The sequence below is a fragment of the Achromobacter xylosoxidans genome, assembly GCF_002192695.1.
GTDB lineage: Bacteria > Pseudomonadota > Gammaproteobacteria > Burkholderiales > Burkholderiaceae_B > Achromobacter > Achromobacter xylosoxidans_C.
This window is the reverse complement of record NZ_MTLG01000052.1, coordinates 11,793-32,633: the sequence shown is the minus strand read 5'-3', so window position 1 is coordinate 32,633 and position 20,841 is coordinate 11,793. Positions and strand designations below refer to the sequence as shown.

Here is a 20,841-nt window from a genome sequence, read left to right as displayed (position 1 = left end):
GTAGAAGTAGAAGTTGAAGTTGATATAGCAGTAGCAGCACCTGGGACCGCGGCGTAAGCCGCGGTCTTTTCGCATTCCCGGACAATGGGATGACATACTGTGCGGCACGAATACTCTAGCCGTTTCTGCGAGGAGCCTATGTCGCCGATTGATTTCAAAGCCATCGCCGATGACCTGCCCGCTGCATGGAAGTCAGTTGTAGCCGGTCAAGTCGGACCTGCAAGGATCAAGATCCTGCGCATGGATGGCCAATCCTACGACAGTGAGACTCACGACTATAACGAAGCGCTGCTGGTCATCAACGGCCTGATGCGCCTGTTCGTCGAAGGAGCGGAGGTCGTCGTCGAGGCCGGGCAGATGTATTTGGCACAGGCCGGCGTTCCGCACGCGGTCCTGCCAGGCAGCCACGGTACCCTGGTCATCATCGACGTATAGGAATTCCAGCCCGGGCGCGTCAGGAGGCATAAAAAAACCGCGACAAACTTGTCGCGGTTTTCTCGTTTCTTCAGCCGATTCAGCTGAAGAATTCCTTCACCCGGTCGGTCCAGGACTTGCTTTGCGGCGAATGGCGGTCGCCGCCGTCGTTCAGCGAAGCCTCGAACTGGCGCAGGATGTTCTTCTGGTCGTCGCTCAGGCGCACCGGCGTTTCCACCACCACATGGCAGTACAGATCGCCCGGGTAGCTGCCGCGCACGCCGCGGATGCCCTTGCCGCGCAGGCGGAAGGTCTTGCCGGACTGCGTGCCTTCGGGGATCGAGATCTCGGCCTTGCCGCCCAGCGTCGGCACCTGGAGCTCGCCGCCCAACGCCGCCGAGGTGAACGGGATGGTCAGTTCGCAGTGCAGGTCGTCGCCGTCGCGCTGGAAGATCTTGTGCTGCTTGATGTGGATTTCCACATACAGGTCGCCCGGAGGGCCGCCGTTGATGCCCGGTTCGCCGTTGCCGCTGGAGCGGATGCGCATGCCGTCGTCGATGCCGGCCGGAATCTTGACCTGCAGCGTCTTGTTGCGACGGATGCGGCCCACGCCATCGCAAGCGGGGCAGGGATCGGTGATTTCCTTGCCGTTGCCATGGCAGGTCGGGCAGGTCTGCTGCACGCTGAAGAAACCCTGCTGCATGCGCACAGCGCCCGAGCCGCCGCAGGTGCGGCAGGTCTTGGGCGAGGTGCCGACCTTGGCGCCGGAGCCATGGCAGGTGTCGCAGTTTTCCCAGCTGGGCACGCGGATCTCGGTGTCGAAGCCGGCTGCGGCCTGCTCCAGCGTGATTTCCAGCGCGTACTTCAGGTCGGCGCCGCGGTAGACCTGCGGGCCGCCGCCACGGCGGCCACCGCCGCCGCCGCCGCCGAAGATTTCGCCGAAGATGTCGCCGAAGGCGTCGGCAAAACCGCCGCCCATGCCACCGCCCATGCCGGCGGAATTGGGATCCACGCCCGCATGCCCATAGCGGTCGTAGGCGGCGCGCTTCTGATCGTCACCCAGGACCTCGTAGGCTTCCTTGGCTTCCTTGAACTTCTCTTCGGCTTCTTTGCTGTCCGGATTGCGATCCGGATGGTACTTCATGGCCAGCTTTCGATAGGCCTTCTTGAGGTCGTCATCCGAGGCGTTCTTCGCAACGCCCAAGACTTCGTAATAGTCACGTTTTGCCATGATCCGTGGGCTCGAAAACGAGCCTTCTTTTCAGTGCTACAGAATGAGTACGCCCGGTAGGCGGATTTCTCCGGCTACCGGGCGGCAGAGGCAGGTCAGCGCCCGGCCATTATTGGTCGCGCTTGACTTCCTTGAAGTCGGCGTCGACGACATTGTCGTCCACCGGCTTCGCGTTGTCGGCCGCTTGCTGCTGGCCGGCGGCTTGCTGCGCCTGCATGTCGGCGTACATCTTTTCGCCCAGCTTCTGCGAAACCGTCGACAGGGCTTCCACCTTGGCGTCGATCGCGGCCTTGTCGCCTTCCTTCAGCGTATCTTCCAGTTCCTTGATGGCGGCTTCGATACCTTCCTTTTCGGAGGCCTCGAGCTTATCGCCGTACTCGGTCAGCGACTTGCGGGTGGCATGCACCAGCGCATCGGCCTGGTTGCGCGACTGGGCCAGCTCGGCGACGCGGTGATCTTCCTCGGCGTTGGCCTCGGCATCCTTGACCATGCGCTGGATCTCGTCTTCCGACAGACCCGAGTTGGCCTTGATGGTGATCTTGTTTTCCTTGCCGGTGCCCTTGTCCTTGGCGGACACGTGCAGGATGCCGTTGGCGTCGATGTCGAACGTGACTTCGATCTGCGGCATGCCGCGGGGCGACGGCGGGATCCCTTCGAGATTGAACTCGCCCAGGGCCTTGTTGCCCGCGGCGATTTCGCGCTCGCCCTGGAACACCTTGATCGTCACGGCCGGCTGGTTGTCGTCAGCGGTCGAGAAGGTCTGCGAGAACCGGGTCGGGATGGTCGTGTTCTTCTGGATCATCTTGGTCATCACGCCGCCCAGGGTTTCGATGCCCAGGGACAGGGGGGTGACGTCCAGCAGCAGCACGTCCTTGCGGTCGCCCGACAGCACGGAGCCCTGGATGGCGGCGCCAGCGGCGACGGCTTCATCGGGGTTCACGTCCTTGCGCGGATCCTTGCCGAAGAATTCCTTCACCTTTTCCTGGACCTTGGGCATGCGGGTCATGCCGCCGACCAGGATCACGTCGTCGATGTCGGAAACCTTCACGCCGGCGTCCTTGATGGCCACGCGGCAGGGCTCGATCGTGCGTTCGATCAGTTCTTCGACCAGCGCTTCCAGCTTGGCGCGCGTGATCTTCAGGTTCAGGTGCTTCGGACCCGAGGCGTCCGCCGTGATGTACGGCAGGTTGATTTCGGTCTGCTGCGTCGAGGACAGTTCGATCTTGGCCTTTTCAGCGGCTTCCTTCAGGCGCTGCAGGGCCAGCACGTCCTTGGACAGATCCACGCCTTGTTCTTTCTTGAACTCGGCAATGATGTAGTCGATGATGCGCTGGTCGAAGTCTTCGCCGCCCAAGAAGGTGTCGCCGTTGGTCGACAGCACTTCGAACTGCTTTTCGCCGTCCACGTCGGCGATTTCGATGATGGACACGTCGAACGTGCCGCCGCCCAGGTCATAGACGGCGATCTTGCGGTCGCCCTTTTCGGTCTTGTCCAGGCCGAACGCCAGCGCGGCAGCGGTGGGTTCGTTGATGATGCGCTTGACTTCCAGGCCGGCGATGCGGCCGGCGTCCTTGGTGGCCTGGCGCTGGCTGTCGTTGAAGTAGGCGGGCACAGTGATGACGGCCTCGGTCACTTCCTCGCCCAGGTAGTCCTCGGCGGTCTTCTTCATCTTGCGCAGCACGTCGGCCGACACTTGGGGAGGCGCCATCTTCTTGCCGCGCACTTCCACCCAGGCGTCGCCGTTGTCGGCCTTGACGATGGCATAGGGCATCAGGTTGATGTCCTTTTGCACAGCCTTTTCTTCGAACTTGCGGCCGATCAGGCGCTTCACCGCGTACAGGGTGTTGCGCGGATTGGTCACGGCCTGGCGTTTGGCCGGCGCGCCGACCAGGGTTTCGCCATCGTCCATGTAGGCGACGATGGAGGGAGTGGTGCGAGCGCCTTCCGCGTTTTCAATGATTTTGACCTGCCCGCCGTCCATGACAGCCACGCAGCTGTTGGTCGTGCCCAGGTCAATGCCAATAATCTTGCTCATGGTCGGTTACCTTGATTGAATCTATGAAAATAGGGAGAAACTTCTTGTCCCCACATAACTGGGGCTGCCCGCAGGGTTTTTCAAGACGCCGGGCCGGAATTTTCTACAACCGGTTCCTGCAAACGGCGGATGGCCCCGGTGAACTGCGGCAAGCCGGGCCAGCCCGTGATGCGGCCCAGCCGCTTGCCCGCCCGATACAGCACAAAAGTGGGGACGCCATGCAGGGCAAAGCGCCTTCCCAGCGCCTCGTCCGCGTAGACGTCGGCTTCGAACCAGGTCAGGCCCAGTTCCAGCAGCGCGTCCCGATGCAGCAAGGCGGTCTGCTTGAAAATATTGCAGTTATAGCAATCCTGTCCCCACAGGAACACGCAGCGCAGATCCGTCCCCGGCGCCTGCACCACCGCCGCGTCGAATCCCTCGGTGTCGACATGCCGCATGTCGAACGCCTGGAATACCTGGGCGGGGTCGAACCGGGGATCCGTCATGGCTTGCGGCCGGTTCAGCCCTGGCCTGCGGACACCACCACCAGCGCCGGACGCAGGGTCCGGTCGGCGATGGCATAGCCCTTCTGCAGCAGCTGGACCACGGTATTGGCGGGCTGCTCGGCGGGGATGGACGAAATGGCCTGATGCTGATGCGGGTCGAACTTGTCGCCCTGCGCCGGCGCGATTTCCTTGAGCAGATTGCGCTCGAAGCCGGCCGTCAATTGCTTGAGCGTCACTTCGACGCCTTCGCGCAGCGTTTCAACGGTCTGGTCAGGCTGGGCCAGGGCGGCTTCCAGGCTGTCCTTGACCGGAACCAGGCTTTCGGCGAACGACTCGATGCCGAACTTGCGCGCCTTGGACACGTCTTCCTGGGCGCGGCGGCGCACGTTCTCGGCTTCGGCCCGTATGCGCAGAAGCTGGTCCTGCTGCTCATTGACGGTGGCCTGGGCGGCGTCCAGCTGGGCGCGCAACTCGTTCAGCTCGGCCTGCACGGCGTCCTCGGCGGCGGAGGCCGCATCGGCGTTCCGGCCGACTTCGGGCGTCTGATCTACAGGCTCGTTGGGTGCCGTCATGGGGAATCCTCCAAAAAGTATGGCTTTCGCAGACATGAATGGGGGCCAATACCCCTATTTCAAGCCCGGGAAAGCAAATATTCCCTGACGGCGCTGGGTAGCGGAGGCAGGCGGAATGTAATCAAAAATTCGCCCAATCTCTGCCAATTGCCGTCAAATATCAGACTGCAAGCATAGATTCAGCATTTTCCCCTGCCATCCTGCAAATGGCGGACGCCTGCCGCGGCAAACTACTTCTTGTGCGGTTGCGCGGGTGCGGCAGGATCGCTGGCGGGAAAACTGTCCTTCAGGGCGCGATCCACGTCCCGGTCTTCGTCGGGCTCGGGGCTGATTGCAATGGGATCGCTGGCGGGAAAGGTCTCGGCCAAGGCCTCGTCCAGTTCGTGTTCCACCTGATCTTCGTCCACGGGGGTGCTGACCTGCCCCTTTTTGACGATCTTTCCAGTCTTGGGATCATGGTGCATGCGCCTTCTCCTTCAAGTCCGTGATTTGCGTGGGCCATCCCTGCAAGTGGCGTGCCACCAGGTCGGCCAGCCCCGCGATCCAGGCCGGATCGTCGTTGATCGCCGGGATGTAGCGAAAACGCTTGCCGCCGGCCCCGATAAAGGCGTCGCGGCACTCCAGGCTGATCTCTTCCAGGGTTTCCAGACAGTCTGCCACAAAACCCGGACACACCACATCGACCTCGGTCACGCCGGCCGCGGCCAGCGCCTTCAGGGTGGGCTCGGTATAGGGCTCCAGCCAACGGGCAGTGCCGAAGCGGCTCTGGAAGGTCACCTCGATCTGCTCACGCGGCAGCGACAGGCGCTGGGACAGCAGGCGCGCCGTGTCCATGCAATCGCGGTAGTAGGGATCGCCCAGCTCGATCGAATAGCGCGGCAGGCCATGGAAGCTCATGACCAGCTTCTGCGGCTTGCCGTGTTCCTGCCAGTGGCGCTCGATGCGGCCGGCCAGCGCGTCCAGGTAGTCCGGCTCTTCGTGGAAGCGCTTGATGAAGCGCAGTTCGGGCTGATCGCGCAGGCGGCCGGCATGGCGCGTGACCGCGTCCACCACCGTGGCGGTGGTGCTGGCGGCGTACTGGGGATAGAGCGGGACGGTCAGGATGCGCTCGCAGCCCTGCCGGCGCAGGCGCGAGATGGCGTCCGGAATCGAGGGGTTGCCGTAGCGCATGCCAAGCTCCACCAGGGCATCGATCCCGGCCTCGGCCAGGGCGGCGCGCACGCCGTCGGCCTGGCGCTGGCTGTACACCATCAGCGGCGAACCTTCCTTCATCCAGACGCCGGCGTAGCGCGGCTCCAGTTTCTTGGGCCGCATGGTCAAGACCAGGCAATGCAGGATGGGCTTCCACAGATAGCGCGGAATCTCGATCACGCGCGGGTCGGACAGGAACTCGCCCAGGTACTTGCGTATGTCCTGCTTGCCCGGCGTGTCCGGGGTGCCCAGGTTCACCAGCAGCACGCCGACCTTGCCCGGTCCGCGCGGCGCGGGGTCTTCGTCGAAGGGGTCATCCTGCTCGGGTTCCGGCAGATAGCGCTCAGGCCACAGGTACTTGAACAGGCGAAGAAACACAAACACTCCCCTTCCTCCGCGAGGAGGACGTAGCTTTGGATGGACCTACTGGTTGTGGCTGAGGGCGTTGGACAGCAAGCGCGCCGTGATATCCACGATGGGAATGACGCGTTCGTAGGCCATGCGCGTGGGACCGATCACGCCCAGCGTGCCCACGACCTTGCCGTCCACGCCGTAAGGCGCGGTGATGACCGAGACTTCTTCCATCGGCACCAGCTGCGAATCGCCGCCGATGTAGATCTGCACGCCCTGGGCGCGGGTGGACACGTCCAGCAACTGCAGCAGATCGGTCTTTTTCTCGAACAGCGAGAACATCTTGCGCAGGCGGTCCATGTCGGAGGCGATGTCGGTCACGTCCAGCAGCTTGCGCTCTCCGGAGATGACCATGGCGTCGCCGTCCTCGGCGGCTTCCGCGCTGGCTTCGACCGCGGCCTGCATCAGCCGCGAGATGTCTTCGCGCAGTTGCGCCAGCTCGGTCGACAGCGTCTGCCGCACGGCATTGAAGGACTTGCCGGCGAAATGCATGTTGAAGAAATTGCCGGCTTCCAGCAATTCCGCCTCGGCGTAGTCGCGCTGGACGAAAAGGATGCGGTTTTGAACATCGCCGTCGGGCGTGACGATGATGAGCAGCACGCGCTTGTCGGACAGGCGGATGAATTCGATCTGGCGGAACACCTGGGCGCGCTTGGGCGTCAGCACCACCCCCGCGAACTGGGTCAGGTTGGACAGCAAGGCCGCCGCGGCGTTGACCGCGCGCGTGGGTTCGGCGGCTGCAAGCATCTCGCCCATGTTGTGGGGCTCGAGCTGGTAGGACTGCACCGCCAGCAGCGAATCGACGAACATGCGGTAGCCCCGCGGCGTGGGCACGCGGCCGGCGGAGGTGTGCGGGCTGTGGATCAGTCCCAGTTCTTCGAGATCCGCCATGACATTGCGGATCGTGGCCGGGGACAAGTCGAATACTTTCGATAGCGTCCGCGAGCCGACTGGCTGCCCATCGGCGATATAGCGTTCGATCAACGCTTTCAGTAGTGCGCGTGCGCGGTCATCCATAACAAGTATTTTAGGGAATCTTTTTCAATTGAGGCGATTTTTGTCCCGCAAGCACATATGCGGCCCCATATAATCGGCTAAACCGCCCATTCCGGGCAGGTTTCGGCTTCTGGTCCGGCCTTTTTTGATACGCAAGCAGCCATGCATTTTCCTACCGTAGCCCTGATCGGCAGATACCAGGACACCGGCCTGGACACACCGCTGAGAGCGCTCGCCCATGCGCTGACGCAAGCGGGCCGGCAGGTGCTCATCGATGCGGACACGGCGCGCAATACCGGGCTGACCGAATACCCCGTCGCCACGCTCGAGGAAATCGGCAAGACCGCGTCGCTGGCCGTGGTCATGGGCGGCGACGGCACCGTGCTGGGCGCAAGCCGCCACCTCGCTCCCTATGGCATGCCGCTGGTCGGCATCAACCACGGGCGCCTCGGTTTCATCACCGACATCGCGCTGCAGGACGCGCACGGCGCCCTGGCGCGCGTGCTCGAAGGCAGCTTCCAGATCGAGGAACGCATGCTGCTGGAAGGCAGCGTGTGGCGCGGCGACCAGAAGATGTATTCCGCATCCGCCCTGAACGACGTGGTGCTGAACCGCGCGGGACGCGGCGGCATGATCGAAGTGCGGGTGGAACTGGACGGCGCCTTCATGTACACGCAGCGCGCCGACGGCCTGATCATCGCCACGCCCACGGGCTCGACCGCGTACGCGCTGTCGGCCAACGGTCCCATCCTGCATCCGGGCATGAACGCCATGGTGCTGGTGCCCGTGGCGCCGCAGACGCTATCCAACCGCCCCATCGTCATTCCCGACAGCGGCGTGCTGAACATGACGCTCACGGCCATGGGCCGCGTGGAGGTCGGCGCCAGCGTGCATTTCGACATGCAGACCTGGTCCGACCTGCAGCCGGGCGACCGCATCGTCGTGCAGCGCGCACCCTATACCATCCGCTTCGTGCACCCCGAAGGCTACAGTTTCTTCTCCACCCTGCGCCGCAAGCTGCACTGGAACCTGATGCCCGAAGCCTCCGACAACGTAGAGTAGTAAGCGCCCCGACATGCTGCGCACCCTGCATATCCGCGACTTCGTCATCGTCGAACAGACCGAGATCCATTTCGGCCCCGGCTTCACCGTATTCTCCGGCGAAACCGGCGCGGGAAAATCCATACTGGTGGACGCGCTGGCGCTCGCGCTGGGCGAACGCGGCGACGCCAGCATGCTGCGCGAAGGCGCGCCGCGCGCCGACATCACCGCGGTCTTCGATACTCCCAAGGGCCTGATCGCCTGGCTGCAAGAGCGCGAGATCGACGCCGACACGGAACTGTCCTTGCGCCGCGTCATCGACGCCCAGGGCCGCAGCCGGGCCTACATCAACGGCACGCCGGCCACCGTGGCGCAATTGCGCGAACTGGGCGACAGCCTGGTCGACATCCATGGCCAGCACGCCCACCAAAGCCTGATGCGCGCCGACGCCCAGCGCGACCTGCTGGACGCCCACGGCGGCCATGGCGAACTGCGCAACGCGGTCGGCCAGGCCTGGAAGCAATGGCGCGCGCTGGCGCGCCAGCTGGAATCCGCCGAAAAGGACGCCGCCAGCCTGGCCACCGAACGGGATCGCCTGCAATGGCAGGTCGACGAACTCGATCACCTGAATCTCGGCCCCGACGAATGGGATGCGCTGCAGTCCGAGCACACGCGCCTGTCGCATTCGCAATCCCTGCTGGATGGCGCCACGCAGATCCTCGAAGCCCTGGACGGCGAGGGCGACTCCGCCCACCACCGGCTCACGTCCGCCAACCACCGCATCCAGCAGATGCTGCGCCATGATCCCGGCCTGCAAGGCGTCTACGACGAACTGGAATCCGCCCGTATCGCGGTGAGCGAAGCCGTGTCGGACCTGAACAACTACGTCAGCCGCGTCGATCTCGATCCGCAGCGGCTCGTGACGGTCGAAGCGCGCCTGGGCCTGGTGTTCGAAACCGCCCGCAAATTCCGTGTCGAGCCCGACGCGCTTTGCGAGCTGCGCGACACGCTGCATGCGCAGCTCAAGGCGCTGCAAGCCGCGGGCGACATCGATGCCCTGCGCGCCCAGACGCAGGCCGCACAGGCGCAGTACGACGCCACCGCCGCCAAGCTGACGACTGCGCGCCGCAAGGTCGCCAAGGACCTGGGCAAGCAGGTCACGCAGGCCATGCAGACGCTGGCCATGCAAGGCGGCAAATTCGAGCCCACGCTGGCCGAATCGGTGCCCTCCGCGCATGGCAACGAGCAGGTCGAATTCCTGGTGGCCGGCCATGCCGGCACCACGCCGCGTCCGCTGGCCAAGGTGGCCTCGGGCGGCGAACTGTCGCGGATTTCGCTGGCGCTGTCCGTCATCGCCAGCCGCGCCGCGCGCGTGCCCACCCTGATCTTCGACGAAGTCGACAGCGGCGTGGGCGGCGCGGTGGCCGAGGCCGTCGGCAAGCTGCTGCGCGAGCTCGGCGAACGCCATCAGGTGCTGTGCGTGACCCACCTGCCCCAGGTCGCCGCCTGCGCCAACAACCAGTTCCTGGTCAGCAAGGCCGAATCTCGGGGCGTCACCCGCTCCAGCATCGAAGAGCTGGACGCCTCCGCCCGCGTCGAGGAAATCGCGCGCATGCTGGGCGGCATCAAGCTCACCGCCACCACCCGCGAACACGCCCGCGAAATGCTGGCGGGCTTCGGCCAAGACTGAACTGCCGGCCCGCCGGCAGAAAAAGGGCCGATTCCCGCCATAAAAAAATCCCCTTCAACCGGAAGGGGATTTGGATCTCACTTGCCCGCCGCGAGCGTAGCCGTGGGCAGTCCGCAGGCCCGGATCAGCGGCCCTTCATGCAACTGCCGCAGATGCCGTACAACACCATGGCGTGGCTTTCCAACGCGAAGGAGTTGTCCTTGGCAATCTTTTGCTGGCGCTTTTCGATCTCGGGGTCCGAAAACTCGACGACCTTGCCGCAATTCGTGCAGATCAGGTGATCGTGGTGATCGCCGTCGTTGAGCTCGAACACCGCCTTGCCGCTGTCGAACTGGCTGCGGGCAAGGATGCCGGCCTGTTCGAACTGGGTCAGGACTCGGTAGACCGTCGCCAGCCCGATTTCGACGTTTTCGCCGATCAGGGCGCGATAGACGTCTTCCGCGCTCAGGTGCCGTTGATCCGATTTCCGGAAAATATCAAGAATTTTCAGGCGAGGGAACGTCGCCTTCAAACCCATGTTCTTCAGTTCGCTTTGGTCGCTCATGGTGTAATCGCTCTCCGTCCGCGTTGGCATGGGCAGGATAGGTTCACCGCGAGCCGGCTCACCGAAATCATGCCGCCACGCGGAACTATCCTTATGAAACCTTTATGATAACGGTTTTGTCTGCTTCCAAATAATAGGGGCGCGTAGTGTCCATGATTGCACGAATTCCCTCCCGCTCGCTGAAGACCGGCCTGATGGTGGCCGCCCTGGCCGTCGCCCTGGCCGGATGCTCGGGGGACAAGTGGGGCTTCCCCTACAAGGCCGGCGTCCAGCAAGGAAACTGGATCACCCAGGAACAGGTCGCCCTGCTGCAGCCCGGCATGACGCGCGAACAGGTGCGCTTCGCCCTGGGCAGCCCGACGCTGACCAGCGTGCTGCACGCCAACCGCTGGGACTACCCCTACTACTTCAAGCCCGGCTACGGCGACGCCCAGGAACGCAAATTCACCGTCTGGTTCGAAAACGACCGGCTGACCCGCTGGGAAGGCGACAAGCAGCCTGACCTGCAGCCCTACCAGATCAACACGCCCAACGCCGTCGCCGACGAAAAGGCGGAAAAGCGCCTCACGGAAGACGAGGCTCGCCAGAAGGAAGAGGCAGACCAGCTCAAGCGCGACTCCGCCGCTCCGGCCAGCCCCCTCAACCAGTATCCTGGCCAGCCCGGCAACGCCCCCGAGCCGCTCAGGTAACACCAAGGACTATCTATGCGTATTGCAATTGCCGGCGCCAGCGGCCGTATGGGCCAGATGCTGATCGAAGCCGTCCTGAACGCACCTGGCCTGCAGCTGGCCGTGGCGCTGGACCGCCAGGAATCGGCCGCGCTGGGCCAGGACGCGGGTGCGCCGTTGGGCAAGCAGACGGGCGTGGCCATCACCGCCGATCTCGACGCCCTGGCCCAGGCCGACTGCCTGATCGACTTCACCCGCCCCGAAGGCACGCTCGAACACCTGCAGGCTTGCGTCAAGCATGGCGTGAACGCCGTCATCGGCACCACCGGTTTCGACGATAACGGCCGCGCCGCGATCGAAGTCGCCGCCCAGAAGATCGGCATCGTCTTCGCGCCCAACATGAGCGTGGGCGTCAACGCCACGCTCAAGCTGCTGGACATGGCCGCGCGCATCCTGAACTCCGGCTACGACGTCGAAGTGTTCGAAGCGCACCACCGCAACAAGGTCGACGCGCCCTCGGGCACCGCGCTGAAAATGGGCGAAACCATCGCCTCGGCCTGGAACGTGGCGCTGCCGGACGTCGCCACCTGGAGCCGCCACGGCGACACCGGCGTGCGCAAACCCGGCACCATCGGCTTCTCCGTGCTGCGCGGCGGCGACATCGTGGGCGACCACACCGTGTCCTTCTGCGGCACCGGCGAACGCATCGAGATCACGCACCGCTCGGCCAGCCGCGCCACCTACGCGGAAGGCGCCCTGCGCGCCGCCCGCTTCCTGGAAGGCAAGCACAACGGCCTGTACGACATGCAGTCCGTGCTGGGCCTCTGAAGCCCTCGGCGGCAAGAAAAAAGGACCCTGCGGGGTCCTTTTCTATTGCCGGGCCGAAACAGCCTTACACCACCACGGGTTCCGGCTCGAGCCGCACGCCGTAACGCTCGGACACCGCGCCCTGGATGGCATGCGCCAAGTCCATGATGTCGGCTGCCGTGGCCCCGCCGCGGTTGACCAATACCAGGGCCTGGCGCTCGTGCACGCCCGCGGCCCCCAGCGAGCGGCCCTTCCAGCCGCACTGGTCGATCAGCCAGCCGGCCGCGAGCTTGTAGCCGCCATCCGGCTGGGCGTAGGACACCAGGCCGGGAAAACGGGCCAGCAGCCCGTCCCGCACTTGCGCCGACACGATGGGGTTCTTGAAAAAACTGCCTGCGTTGCCCGTCACCGCCGGATCGGGCAGCTTGGCGCGGCGGATCTCGCACACCGCATCGAAGATATCGCGGGCGCGCGGCTCCCCGGCCGCCAGCCGGGCGTGACGTTGCAGGTCGGGGTAGCCGAGCACGGGCCGCCAGGGCCGGGGCAAGGCAAAACGCACGCTCACGATGACCCACCGTCCCGGCTCATCGTGCTTGAACACGCTGTCGCGATAGGAAAAGCGGCAATCGGCCGCGCTCATTTCGACCAGGCGGCCTGCGCACACGTCCCAGGCGGTCAGGCTGTCGAAACGCTCCTGCAGTTCGACGCCGTAGGCGCCGATGTTCTGCACCGGCGCCGCGCCCACCGTGCCGGGTATCAGCGCCAGGTTTTCCAACCCGTCCCAGCCCTGGTTCACGCAGGTTTCGACAAAGCCGTGCCAGGCCTCGCCGCCCGCCGCCTCGACCAGCCAGGCATCGGGCCGGGCCTCCAGCAGGCGCACGCCCTTGAACGCGACCCGCGCCACCAGCCCCTCCACCTGGCGCGGCAACACCAGATTGCTGCCGCCGCCCAGTACCAGCAGAGAGGACGCCGCGCGCGCCAACTGCGACAACGCCGGCAACTGCGCCGCATCCTCCAGGGTCACGAAGGCCCCGGCCCGCGACGCCAGGCCCAGCGTATTCAGCCCGGTGAGATCCTGGCTGACGGGCGACAAGGCGGGGGACGGATGGACTTGGACGCGAGAATTTGACATGAGTGCTGCGGATTGCTATAGTTTCTGTCTTCGCTCATATTACTTGATTGAGTGCTTGCCCTGAATTTCAGGCTTTGTTCGCAAACTGCTTGCAGTGAACAGACCCAAATAAATCCAGGCCAAGACAAGCTCAAAAAAATCATGTAGAATGCGCGCCTTCTGATCGATAACCAAGTTGATCAGAGTGAATAAGAAAACAGGTTCTGGCTGTTTCATGTGCAGAACCCATGCGGGAGTAGCTCAGTTGGTAGAGCGCAACCTTGCCAAGGTTGAGGTCGCGAGTTCGAGACTCGTCTCCCGCTCCAAGTTATGATCTACAGACTTCTACTGACGTCTGTAAGTCGTTGAAAAGAGGGGCTTCGGCCCCTTTTTTCATTCCAGCGAGCGCCACGGAAATCCACCCGCAGCCAGCCTTTTTCAGGCGCCAATCTAGGCACAGGAATATGGGTGAGGCGGATTCCGGATAGTTGCTGGGGCTGAGCGGGAACCATGGCGAGCATAGGGCCTAAGTCATCACTTAGGAGCCTCGAAATGGCACTCTCTGATCTGATCGTCCGGCAGGCCAAGACCACCGGCAAACGCTACACCCTCTACGATAACGACTGCCTGAGCCTGATGGTCTCTGCCGCAGGCGGCAAGTCTTGGATGTTCCGCTACTCCTGGCTGGGCAAACAAAAGCGCATGGCCCTGGGCGGCTATCCCGCCCTCAGCCTGCGCGAGGCCCGTACCGAGCGGGACAAGGCCCAGGCCCTGCTCGCCAGGGGAATCGATCCCCAAATCGAACGCGATCAGCGTCGGCATGCGGCCAAGCTGGCCGGCGAATACACCTTCAAGAATGTCTTCGATGCCTGGGTCGAGCATCGCCGTAAGGAACTCAAGGAAGGCCGCCAAAGTACGCTTTCGCAGATCCTGCGTATCTTCAACAAGGACGTGCTACCCACCCTGGGGAAGATGTCTATCTACGACATTCGCCGGCCCCAACTCCTGGGCGTCCTGGCGGCGATCGAGAAGCGCAAGGCGTTCACCACCGCCGAGAAGGTCCGTACCTGGTTCAACCAAATGTTCCGCTATGCCCTGGTCATCGCCGAGGGGCTGGAGGTCAACCCGGCCGCGGACCTGGACGTGGTGGCCGAACCCAAGCCCCCGGTGGCCCACAATCCTTATCTCCACCTGCCCGAGATGCCCGAGTTCCTTCAGAAGCTCCGGCTCTACAACCCGCGCGGCTGGCAGACCCAGCTTGGCGTCCGGCTGCTGTTCCTGACCGGGGTACGCACGGGCGAACTGCGGTTGGCCGAGCCCGAACAGTTCGACCTTGACCGGGGCCTGTGGATCATTCCGCCGCAGGTCGTCAAGCAGCTCCAGGACGAAATGCGCAAGGCTGGCAAGCGGCCGCAGGACGTGCCTCCCTACATCGTGCCCCTGTCCCTGCAGGCCATCGAGATCGTGCGCTACCTCTTGGGTGTGATGCGACCCGCGCAGAAGTACTTGCTGTCGCATCGCAGTGAACTCAAGAAACGCATCAGCGAGAACACCCTCAACAAGGCCGTGCAGCTCATGGGCTATGAGGGCCGCCTGACCGGCCACGGCATTCGCGGCACCATCTCGACGGCGCTCAACGAGATCGGCTACCCGAAGATTTGGGTGGATGCGCAGCTTTCGCATTCCGACCCGAACAAGGTGAGTTCTGCATACAACCATGCCAAGTACGTGGAGCCGCGCCGCCGGATGATGCAGGACTGGGCCGACCGCCTCGATCTGCTCGAACAGGGCCAGGTGGAAGCCGCCAGCGCGCATCTCACCATCCACATTGAAGGAGTGCCTGCCATGGCAGAGGAGGAAGCGCCCGCCGCTATCCCCGCTACTTCCCAGGAGGTTGCCGTGCCGCCTGTGGCGGCCACGCCCATCGTCGTGACGCCGAATGACGCCAGGATCACGTTGCAGAGGCTGTCCCAGGTGCCTCCACCGCCCATGCAGCCCCCGGAACCGGAAGTGTCCGCAATCCAGCGCGATCGCGAAGAGATGCTGGCCATCTACGAGTCGCCGAGCTGCCTGCCGGTGCCGCTGTTCGGCAAGCTGGCAGGGAAGTCCAAAGACCAGATCAACCGCGAGTTGAAGGCCGGCAAACTGCTGTCCATCAGTTTGGGCAATCGGGGGCAGCGTGTTCCCGATTGGCAACTCGCGCCGCTCAAGCACAAGCTAACGCAGATGCTCATGAGCATGTGCCCATACCTTGACTCATGGACGTTGTATCGGCTGCTTACGACCCCGTATCCCGAATTGGGTGACCGTGCGGCGATCAACCTGGTAACCGCCGCCAACGTGAAAAAGGTGGCATGCGCCATTATTCCGCGGGGGGCTGCCGAGGATCCCCATGTAGTCGAGTGGTCGCAATTCGGCCAGCCCGTTCAGCAAACCGCTCCACAACAGGCGAGCAGTGTCCCGGCAACCGAAGTAGCGCCGTGATGAGCGTCGACTTCCCGGCCACCGGGCGGGCCAAGATGCCCCAGGGGCGCGCCTGAACAATACGCGATTGTGGTGCGAGACCTACGCAGCAGCCCGCCGCCACCACCAGCGCAAGAAGCTGAAAAGACGATGCGTACGACACGTCGGCAGCATCGTCTTCTTCAACGAAGGCCTCATCGAACAGCTTCGTACGGGCTTCACGCGGCCTAATTCGAACAGGTTGGCAATGCAGGATCAGTAGGTGTACGTGGCTCCCAGGCCAGTACTCCAGTTTCGACCAGGCGCCGGTTCGAAATAACGGCCGCTTGCCTCGTTCACGATCACCGAACCCGCATACTGTCGGTCAAAAAGGTTGTCTACTCGCGCATACGCGCGGACTTGCCATGGTCCCTCTCGCCAGACATAGCCGGTGCTCAAGGCTGCCACGAAGTAAGCGGGTGCCGCCTCGCTGTTGGCGTCGTTGGTTGCGATCTGGCTGAGATAACGGCCCTCCACGCCGGCCTGCCAGCCTGTGCGCGGCTCCCAGGCCAGCGTTGCGTATGCAGTCTGCCGCGCCGTGCCCGGAATACGATTGCCGGCTCGGATGGCGTCGGTGACCGAGTCCCGGTAACGGGCATCCAGCCATGAGTACGCCAGGTACGCCTTTGCGTGCCCGGCGAACTGCGCACTCCACGCAAGCTCGGCTCCGTCGCGGCGGGTACGTCCGGCGTTGCGGTACGAGGTGCGGCCGCCCACGCTGGACGCCGGCACGATCTCGTCCTGAGTCTGGCTGCGGAATACTGCCGCCGTCAGCAGGCCAATCGAGGTCTGCCACTTGGTGCCTGCTTCGACGTTGTCACTGAGGGCCGGCTGTAGCGCGAAATTGAGGCCAGATCGTCCGTCCGCGCGATACGACAATTCATTGAGCGTGGGCGTCTCGAAGCCACGGCCATAAGACAAGCAAAGGCTCGACGCCTCGCTCGGCGCATAACGCAGGGCCGCCATCGGCAGCAGCTTGAGATAGCGCGCGTGGCCGCTGTCGTCGGGATTGCCCGCTGTGACGTAGTGATCGCCGTCGTCGAACGAGACCGTGCTGTAGCGCAGGCCCGCATCCACGGTCCAGCGCGGCGCCGCATCCCAGGACGCCTGCAAGTAAGGGTCGGCGCTATAAACGCGGTTGGTTTCATCGCGTCGCAACGCGCCTCGCACGCCGAGCGCCGGCGCGGCGGCGTTGCCAATGAAGTTCTGGTAGCCCTTGCGCTGTTCAGTCATGGCGTCGTATGAAACGCCGCCGATGAGCTTGAGCGGGCGGCCGGCCATCGTCAGATTCGAGGTCCAGCGCAAATCGGCGCCGCCGTAATCGCGGGCGAGGTCGATCACCCCGCCCGGATGGCTGGGCGCGAGTTGCGGGACGACCGGGATCGCCTGATATTGCACGGTGTCGCGCTGCCCGTAATACACCATGGCGCGCAAGCTATTGCCGCCGCCCATGTCGCGCTCGTACACCACGCCGCCTTGCGTCTGCCGTACGGTCTTGCTCGTGTTGAAGTCCGCAGCTTGTTGCGCCGCACTGCGTGGGTCGGCATCGAACTGCGTGCGGGTCAGGCCCAGCGGGTCCTGCGCGATCAGGTCTACGCTGTTGGCCACGATCGTAAGGAAACTGTCGTCGTCCAGTTGCAGGCCGAGCTTGACGTTGCCGAGGTTTTTGCGGGCGCCGCTGTGGTCGCGGTAGCCCTGGGAGGTGAAGCGGTTGGCGCTGACGGCGTAGTCTATCCGGTCATTTGCACCGTTTGCCTTGAGTCCGTAGTGCCACGTGCCATAGCTGCTGGCCGAGACGTCGGCCGACAGGGACGGCGGACGCCGGCCGTCCTCGGTGTACACCTGCAGCACACCGCCCGAGGAGTTGCCGGACAGCGCAGAGAACGGGCCGCGTAGCACCTCGACGTGGTCGATCGAAGCAATGTCGATGTTCGAGGTTTGCCCCTGTCCGTCGGGCATCGTGGCCGGGATGCCGTCCACGTACAGCCGGATCCCGCGCACGCCAAAACTGGAGCGGGCCCCGAAGCCACGGATGGAAACCTGCAGATCCTGGGCGTAATTCTGCCGGTTCTGGATCTGCAGGCCGGGGACCGCCGCCAAGCCCTCGGACAGATTGATACCGGGCTGCCGTGCGCGGATCTGGCTGCCATCGACGACGTCGACCGACGCTGGCGTCTGGACAGGAGCCGTATCCATGCGGATGGCCTCTACCGTCACCACCGGCAGCGTGGCGATGGTATTGTCCTGCGCCGCAGCGCAGAACGGCAACACAAGCAACCACACCGGCGTCGCTCGGCCCAGGACATTCTTGTCTGAGGGGTACACGTCAGGTCTTTTCCATCTCCATTGGACGGGAAGGTTCAATTGGCGCCGGAGGCTTGGGAGGACACGCGCCATACTGCATTGCCGACGTCGTCCGCGACGAGCAGCGCCCCATCGGCGTCCTCGGCCAGACCCACCGGAGCGCCCATCAGTTTCTTCTCGTTGCCTGACACGAATCCGGTCACGACGGATTCGGGAGCGCCGGCAGGCTTGCCATCCTTGAAGGGCACGAACGCCACTGCATAGCCGCTGAGCGGTGTGCGGTCCCAACTGCCGTGCTCGGAGACGAACACACCGCTGCGATACTTTTCCGGGAGGTTGCGGCCCTGGTAGAACAGCAGACCCAAAGGAGCGACGTGCGACCCGAGCGAGTAGTCGGGAGCAATAGCCTTGGCCACCAGATCGGGGCGCTGCGGCACGACGCGCGTGTCCACGTGCTGGCCGAAATAGCTGTAGGGCCAGCCGTAGAAGCCGCCTTCCTGTATCGAAGTCAGGTAATCGGGGACCAGGTCTGCGCCGATCTCGTCGCGCTCGTTTACAACGGCCCAGAGCTTGCCTGTAGTCGGTTCCCACTGCAGCCCCGTTGGGTTGCGTATGCCGGAGGCGAAGATCCGGCTGGCACCGGTCTGCGCGTCGACTTCCAGAATGTTCGCGCGGCGGTATTCGACGTCCAGGCCGTTCTCGGTGATGTTGCTGTTCGAGCCGACACCGACATACAGCTTCTTGCCGTCCGGACTTGCCAGCAGCGACTTGGTCCAGTGATGGTTGATCGTACTGGGAAGATCTGTGAACTGGACACCCGAGTCGGACATCTTCGTTTCACCGGGCGTGTAATGGTACTTCATGATGTTGTCGGTATTGGCAACGTAGAGCGTGTCGCCGATCAACTGCACGCCGAACGGCGAATGCAGGTTTTCAATGAAGATATGCTGCTCCCAGTCGCCCGGGCTACCCGCCTTCTTGCGCAGCAGTGTGATGCGGTTGCCGCCCTTGCCGCCCTTGCCCGAGCGGTTCTTGACGATGCCGGCAATCAGTTGTTTGGGGGTGGTGACCGGCTCGGTACCGGGACTGTTCGATTCGACAACCAGAATGTCCCCATTAGGCAGCGTATAGAGCTGGCGCGGGTGCATGAGGCCGGAGGCGATCGCCTCGATCTTAAGGCCAGCCGTAACGGCGGGCTTCTCGCCAGATTTCCAGCCGGTACCCTCGGGCACCTGCATCGGCGGCATCAGAAAATTCTGCGCCTTCGGCAATGGCGGATTGGCGCCGGATTGTTGTACAGGGTCGTAGTTCGCCTTCTCGCTGCATCCGGCCAGGGCGATCGCCAGCGCGAGCACGCTCATTTTTATCAGATTCGCGTTATGCATGAGGAACTCCGTTGAAAGCGGCATGCCATACGGCAACCAGAACAAAGCCCGACGCCAGAAGAAGAACGGTCAGGATCGACAAAATCAGACCTTTGATGTTGCCCCCGTACTTCCGGGCCCGTCCTATTCGCAATAAAGCGCCTGGTCCATCACTGACTCTTGGCGCACCTGGGCGGCCTGCTGCCGCCTGAACTCCCGAGGTGATCGCATTTTCAGCGACGAGTGCGGATGCACCTCGTTGAAGTGCTCGAAGGCGGCCGGCAACTGCGCCAGCACCGTCTGTGCGTCACGCAGGTCCATGCGCGCCACGTAGTCGCGCTTGAAGGTGTTGACGAAGCTCTCGGCCATGCCGTTGCTCTGTGGGCTGCATACGGGTGTGTTGATGGGCTGCAAGCCCAGCGAGCGTGCCAGTGCGCGCGTGTCCGCCGCGATGTAGGCGCCGCCGTTGTCGCTCAGGAACTCCAGCCGGTGGCCCGCGGGGACGGCTTCCACGGTCCCGAAGCGCCGCTCCACCGCTTCGATGAGCATCTCGCGCACCGGCTCGCCCGGCAGTCCCTTGCCTTCCCAGGCACGCCAGGCCATCACCTCGCGGTCGCAGCAGTCCTTGGCGAAGGTGGCCGTCACCGTCTGGCCCGAGTCGCACTTGATTTCCAAGCCGTCGGAGCACCAGCGCAGGTCGCTGTTTGTCACGGACACCTGACCCTCATGCGTGCGGGCCGACTGGCGTCGTCGTGGTGCCTTGGGCAATAGCAAGCCCGCGTGCGCCATCACGCGATACACGCGCTTGGGATTGACCCGCGCCTCGCCCCTGGCGTCGCGCTGGCGGTTCACCAGGGCGCAGGCGCGCCGATAGCCATAGCTTGGCAACTCGGCAATCTCGTGGCGCAGCTCGGCCAGCAAGCTTGCATCGCCTTTCGGTGTGCGATGCGTTCGACCGTCCGTCCAGTCGTCGCCGCGTCCCAGCACCTCACACACATGCGAGCGCGCCAACCCCATCGTCCGGCAGACCGTCTTCACTGGTCTTCCCCGGGCAACAAGGGCGAGCGCGCAATCCACTTTTTTTCGGCGGCGTACTCCACGGCTTCCTTGAGGATTTCGTTCTCCAAGGTCTTCTTGCCGAGCACGCGCTGCAGCTTGGCGATTTCCGCACGGGCAGCCGCCAGCTCAGACGCCGGAACCACTGCTTCGCCAGCGGACACGGCAGTCAAAGCGCCTTGCCGCTCGAGCTTGCGCCACTGGAACAACAAGCTGGCCGCTACGCCTTCCTGTCGAGCCACGAGCGACACGCTCATCCCAGGCTCGTAGGTGCGCCGCACCAGCGCTGCCTTTTCAGGGAGGGACCAGCGCCTGCGGCGCTGGTCTTTCAAAATCACCTCCACCGACTCCGTATGCCTAGTCGTATTCATAGTCCTATTCCTATCTCAAAGATAAGCGATAGGACGGGACCGGGGAAT

Annotated in this window: 18 protein-coding genes and 1 tRNA gene; 7 read left to right on the top strand and 12 right to left on the bottom strand. The window is 63.9% G+C overall.

All coding sequences use genetic code 11. The annotated features are described in order from the left end of the window. Positions 1–138: 138 nt before the first annotated feature. A complete protein-coding gene (locus BRO63_RS05140) occupies positions 139–435 on the top strand; it encodes a cupin domain-containing protein (protein ID WP_088138704.1) in 297 nt (98 codons plus the stop codon). A 79-nt stretch (positions 436–514) separates the two neighbouring features. On the opposite strand, the gene dnaJ is transcribed toward BRO63_RS05140, so the two are convergent. The 7 genes from dnaJ to hrcA all read right to left on the bottom strand — a co-directional run bounded on the left by dnaJ (position 515) and on the right by hrcA (position 7,356). Further along, positions 515–1,645, bottom strand: a complete 1,131-nt coding sequence (dnaJ, locus tag BRO63_RS05135) for a molecular chaperone DnaJ (RefSeq protein ID WP_088138703.1) — start codon at positions 1,643–1,645, stop codon at positions 515–517. 109 nt (positions 1,646–1,754) lie between these two features. Then, positions 1,755–3,680 (bottom strand): molecular chaperone DnaK, encoded by a 1,926-nt coding sequence (gene dnaK / locus BRO63_RS05130; RefSeq protein WP_088138702.1) that lies wholly within the window; start codon positions 3,678–3,680, stop codon positions 1,755–1,757. Between the two features lie 80 nt (positions 3,681–3,760). Continuing rightward, positions 3,761–4,165, bottom strand: a complete 405-nt coding sequence (locus BRO63_RS05125; RefSeq protein ID WP_088138701.1) for a thioredoxin family protein — start codon at positions 4,163–4,165, stop codon at positions 3,761–3,763. Between the two features lie 14 nt (positions 4,166–4,179). Beyond that, positions 4,180–4,737 carry a nucleotide exchange factor GrpE gene (grpE, locus tag BRO63_RS05120; protein WP_088138700.1) on the bottom strand — a complete coding sequence of 186 codons (558 nt, stop codon included), beginning with the start codon at positions 4,735–4,737 and terminating at the stop codon, positions 4,180–4,182. Positions 4,738–4,967: 230 nt separating this feature from the next. Next, positions 4,968–5,201, bottom strand: a complete 234-nt coding sequence (locus BRO63_RS05115) for a hypothetical protein (protein WP_088138699.1) — start codon at positions 5,199–5,201, stop codon at positions 4,968–4,970. Beyond that, positions 5,191–6,306 carry a ferrochelatase gene (hemH, locus tag BRO63_RS05110; protein WP_088138953.1) on the bottom strand — a complete coding sequence of 372 codons (1,116 nt, stop codon included), beginning with the start codon at positions 6,304–6,306 and terminating at the stop codon, positions 5,191–5,193. The genes BRO63_RS05115 and hemH overlap by 11 nt, the downstream gene beginning before the upstream one ends. A gap of 45 nt (positions 6,307–6,351) precedes the next feature. Next, a complete protein-coding gene (gene hrcA / locus BRO63_RS05105; RefSeq protein ID WP_088138698.1) occupies positions 6,352–7,356 on the bottom strand; it encodes a heat-inducible transcriptional repressor HrcA in 1,005 nt (334 codons plus the stop codon). 141 nt (positions 7,357–7,497) lie between these two features. Here hrcA and BRO63_RS05100 point away from each other — a divergent pair, with 141 nt between their 5' ends. Together BRO63_RS05100 and recN are read left to right on the top strand one after the other, a co-directional pair. Continuing rightward, positions 7,498–8,397: an NAD kinase gene (locus tag BRO63_RS05100; protein ID WP_054450031.1), complete on the top strand. Its 900-nt coding sequence runs from the start codon at positions 7,498–7,500 to the stop codon at positions 8,395–8,397. Between the two features lie 13 nt (positions 8,398–8,410). Further along, positions 8,411–10,066 (top strand): DNA repair protein RecN, encoded by a 1,656-nt coding sequence (recN, locus tag BRO63_RS05095; protein WP_088138697.1) that lies wholly within the window; start codon positions 8,411–8,413, stop codon positions 10,064–10,066. Positions 10,067–10,190: 124 nt separating this feature from the next. Here recN and fur read toward each other — a convergent pair whose 3' ends face one another. Continuing rightward, positions 10,191–10,610, bottom strand: coding sequence for a ferric iron uptake transcriptional regulator (fur, locus tag BRO63_RS05090; RefSeq protein WP_043543731.1), 420 nt, complete (start codon positions 10,608–10,610; stop codon positions 10,191–10,193). Positions 10,611–10,762: 152 nt separating this feature from the next. On the opposite strand from fur, the gene BRO63_RS05085 reads away from it, so the two are divergent. Next, entirely contained in the window at positions 10,763–11,299 is a 537-nt protein-coding gene (locus BRO63_RS05085) for an outer membrane protein assembly factor BamE (protein WP_088138696.1), read from the top strand. Between the two features lie 15 nt (positions 11,300–11,314). Continuing rightward, on the top strand, positions 11,315–12,106 hold the full coding sequence (dapB, locus tag BRO63_RS05080) for a 4-hydroxy-tetrahydrodipicolinate reductase (RefSeq protein ID WP_088138695.1): 792 nt from the start codon (positions 11,315–11,317) through the stop codon (positions 12,104–12,106). 64 nt (positions 12,107–12,170) lie between these two features. On the opposite strand, the gene murB is transcribed toward dapB, so the two are convergent. Further along, positions 12,171–13,217: a UDP-N-acetylmuramate dehydrogenase gene (murB, locus tag BRO63_RS05075; protein WP_088138694.1), complete on the bottom strand. Its 1,047-nt coding sequence runs from the start codon at positions 13,215–13,217 to the stop codon at positions 12,171–12,173. Positions 13,218–13,446: 229 nt separating this feature from the next. On the opposite strand from murB, the gene BRO63_RS05070 reads away from it, so the two are divergent. Beyond that, a tRNA-Gly gene (locus BRO63_RS05070) sits at positions 13,447–13,522 on the top strand. A gap of 226 nt (positions 13,523–13,748) precedes the next feature. Beyond that, a complete protein-coding gene (locus BRO63_RS05065; RefSeq protein ID WP_088138693.1) occupies positions 13,749–15,680 on the top strand; it encodes a tyrosine-type recombinase/integrase in 1,932 nt (643 codons plus the stop codon). A gap of 234 nt (positions 15,681–15,914) precedes the next feature. On the opposite strand, the gene BRO63_RS05060 is transcribed toward BRO63_RS05065, so the two are convergent. The 3 genes from BRO63_RS05060 to BRO63_RS05050 all read right to left on the bottom strand — a co-directional run bounded on the left by BRO63_RS05060 (position 15,915) and on the right by BRO63_RS05050 (position 20,793). After that, positions 15,915–17,999, bottom strand: coding sequence for a TonB-dependent receptor domain-containing protein (locus BRO63_RS05060; protein ID WP_373557763.1), 2,085 nt, complete (start codon positions 17,997–17,999; stop codon positions 15,915–15,917). 59 nt (positions 18,000–18,058) lie between these two features. Next, on the bottom strand, positions 18,059–19,387 hold the full coding sequence (locus BRO63_RS05055) for a PQQ-dependent sugar dehydrogenase (RefSeq protein WP_088138692.1): 1,329 nt from the start codon (positions 19,385–19,387) through the stop codon (positions 18,059–18,061). A gap of 123 nt (positions 19,388–19,510) precedes the next feature. Continuing rightward, a protein-coding gene (locus BRO63_RS05050; RefSeq protein WP_245610619.1) for an IS3 family transposase occupies positions 19,511–20,793 on the bottom strand; the annotation gives its coding sequence in 2 pieces (ribosomal slippage) (positions 19,511–20,457 and positions 20,457–20,793; 1,284 coding nt in all). Positions 20,794–20,841 lie beyond the last annotated feature (48 nt).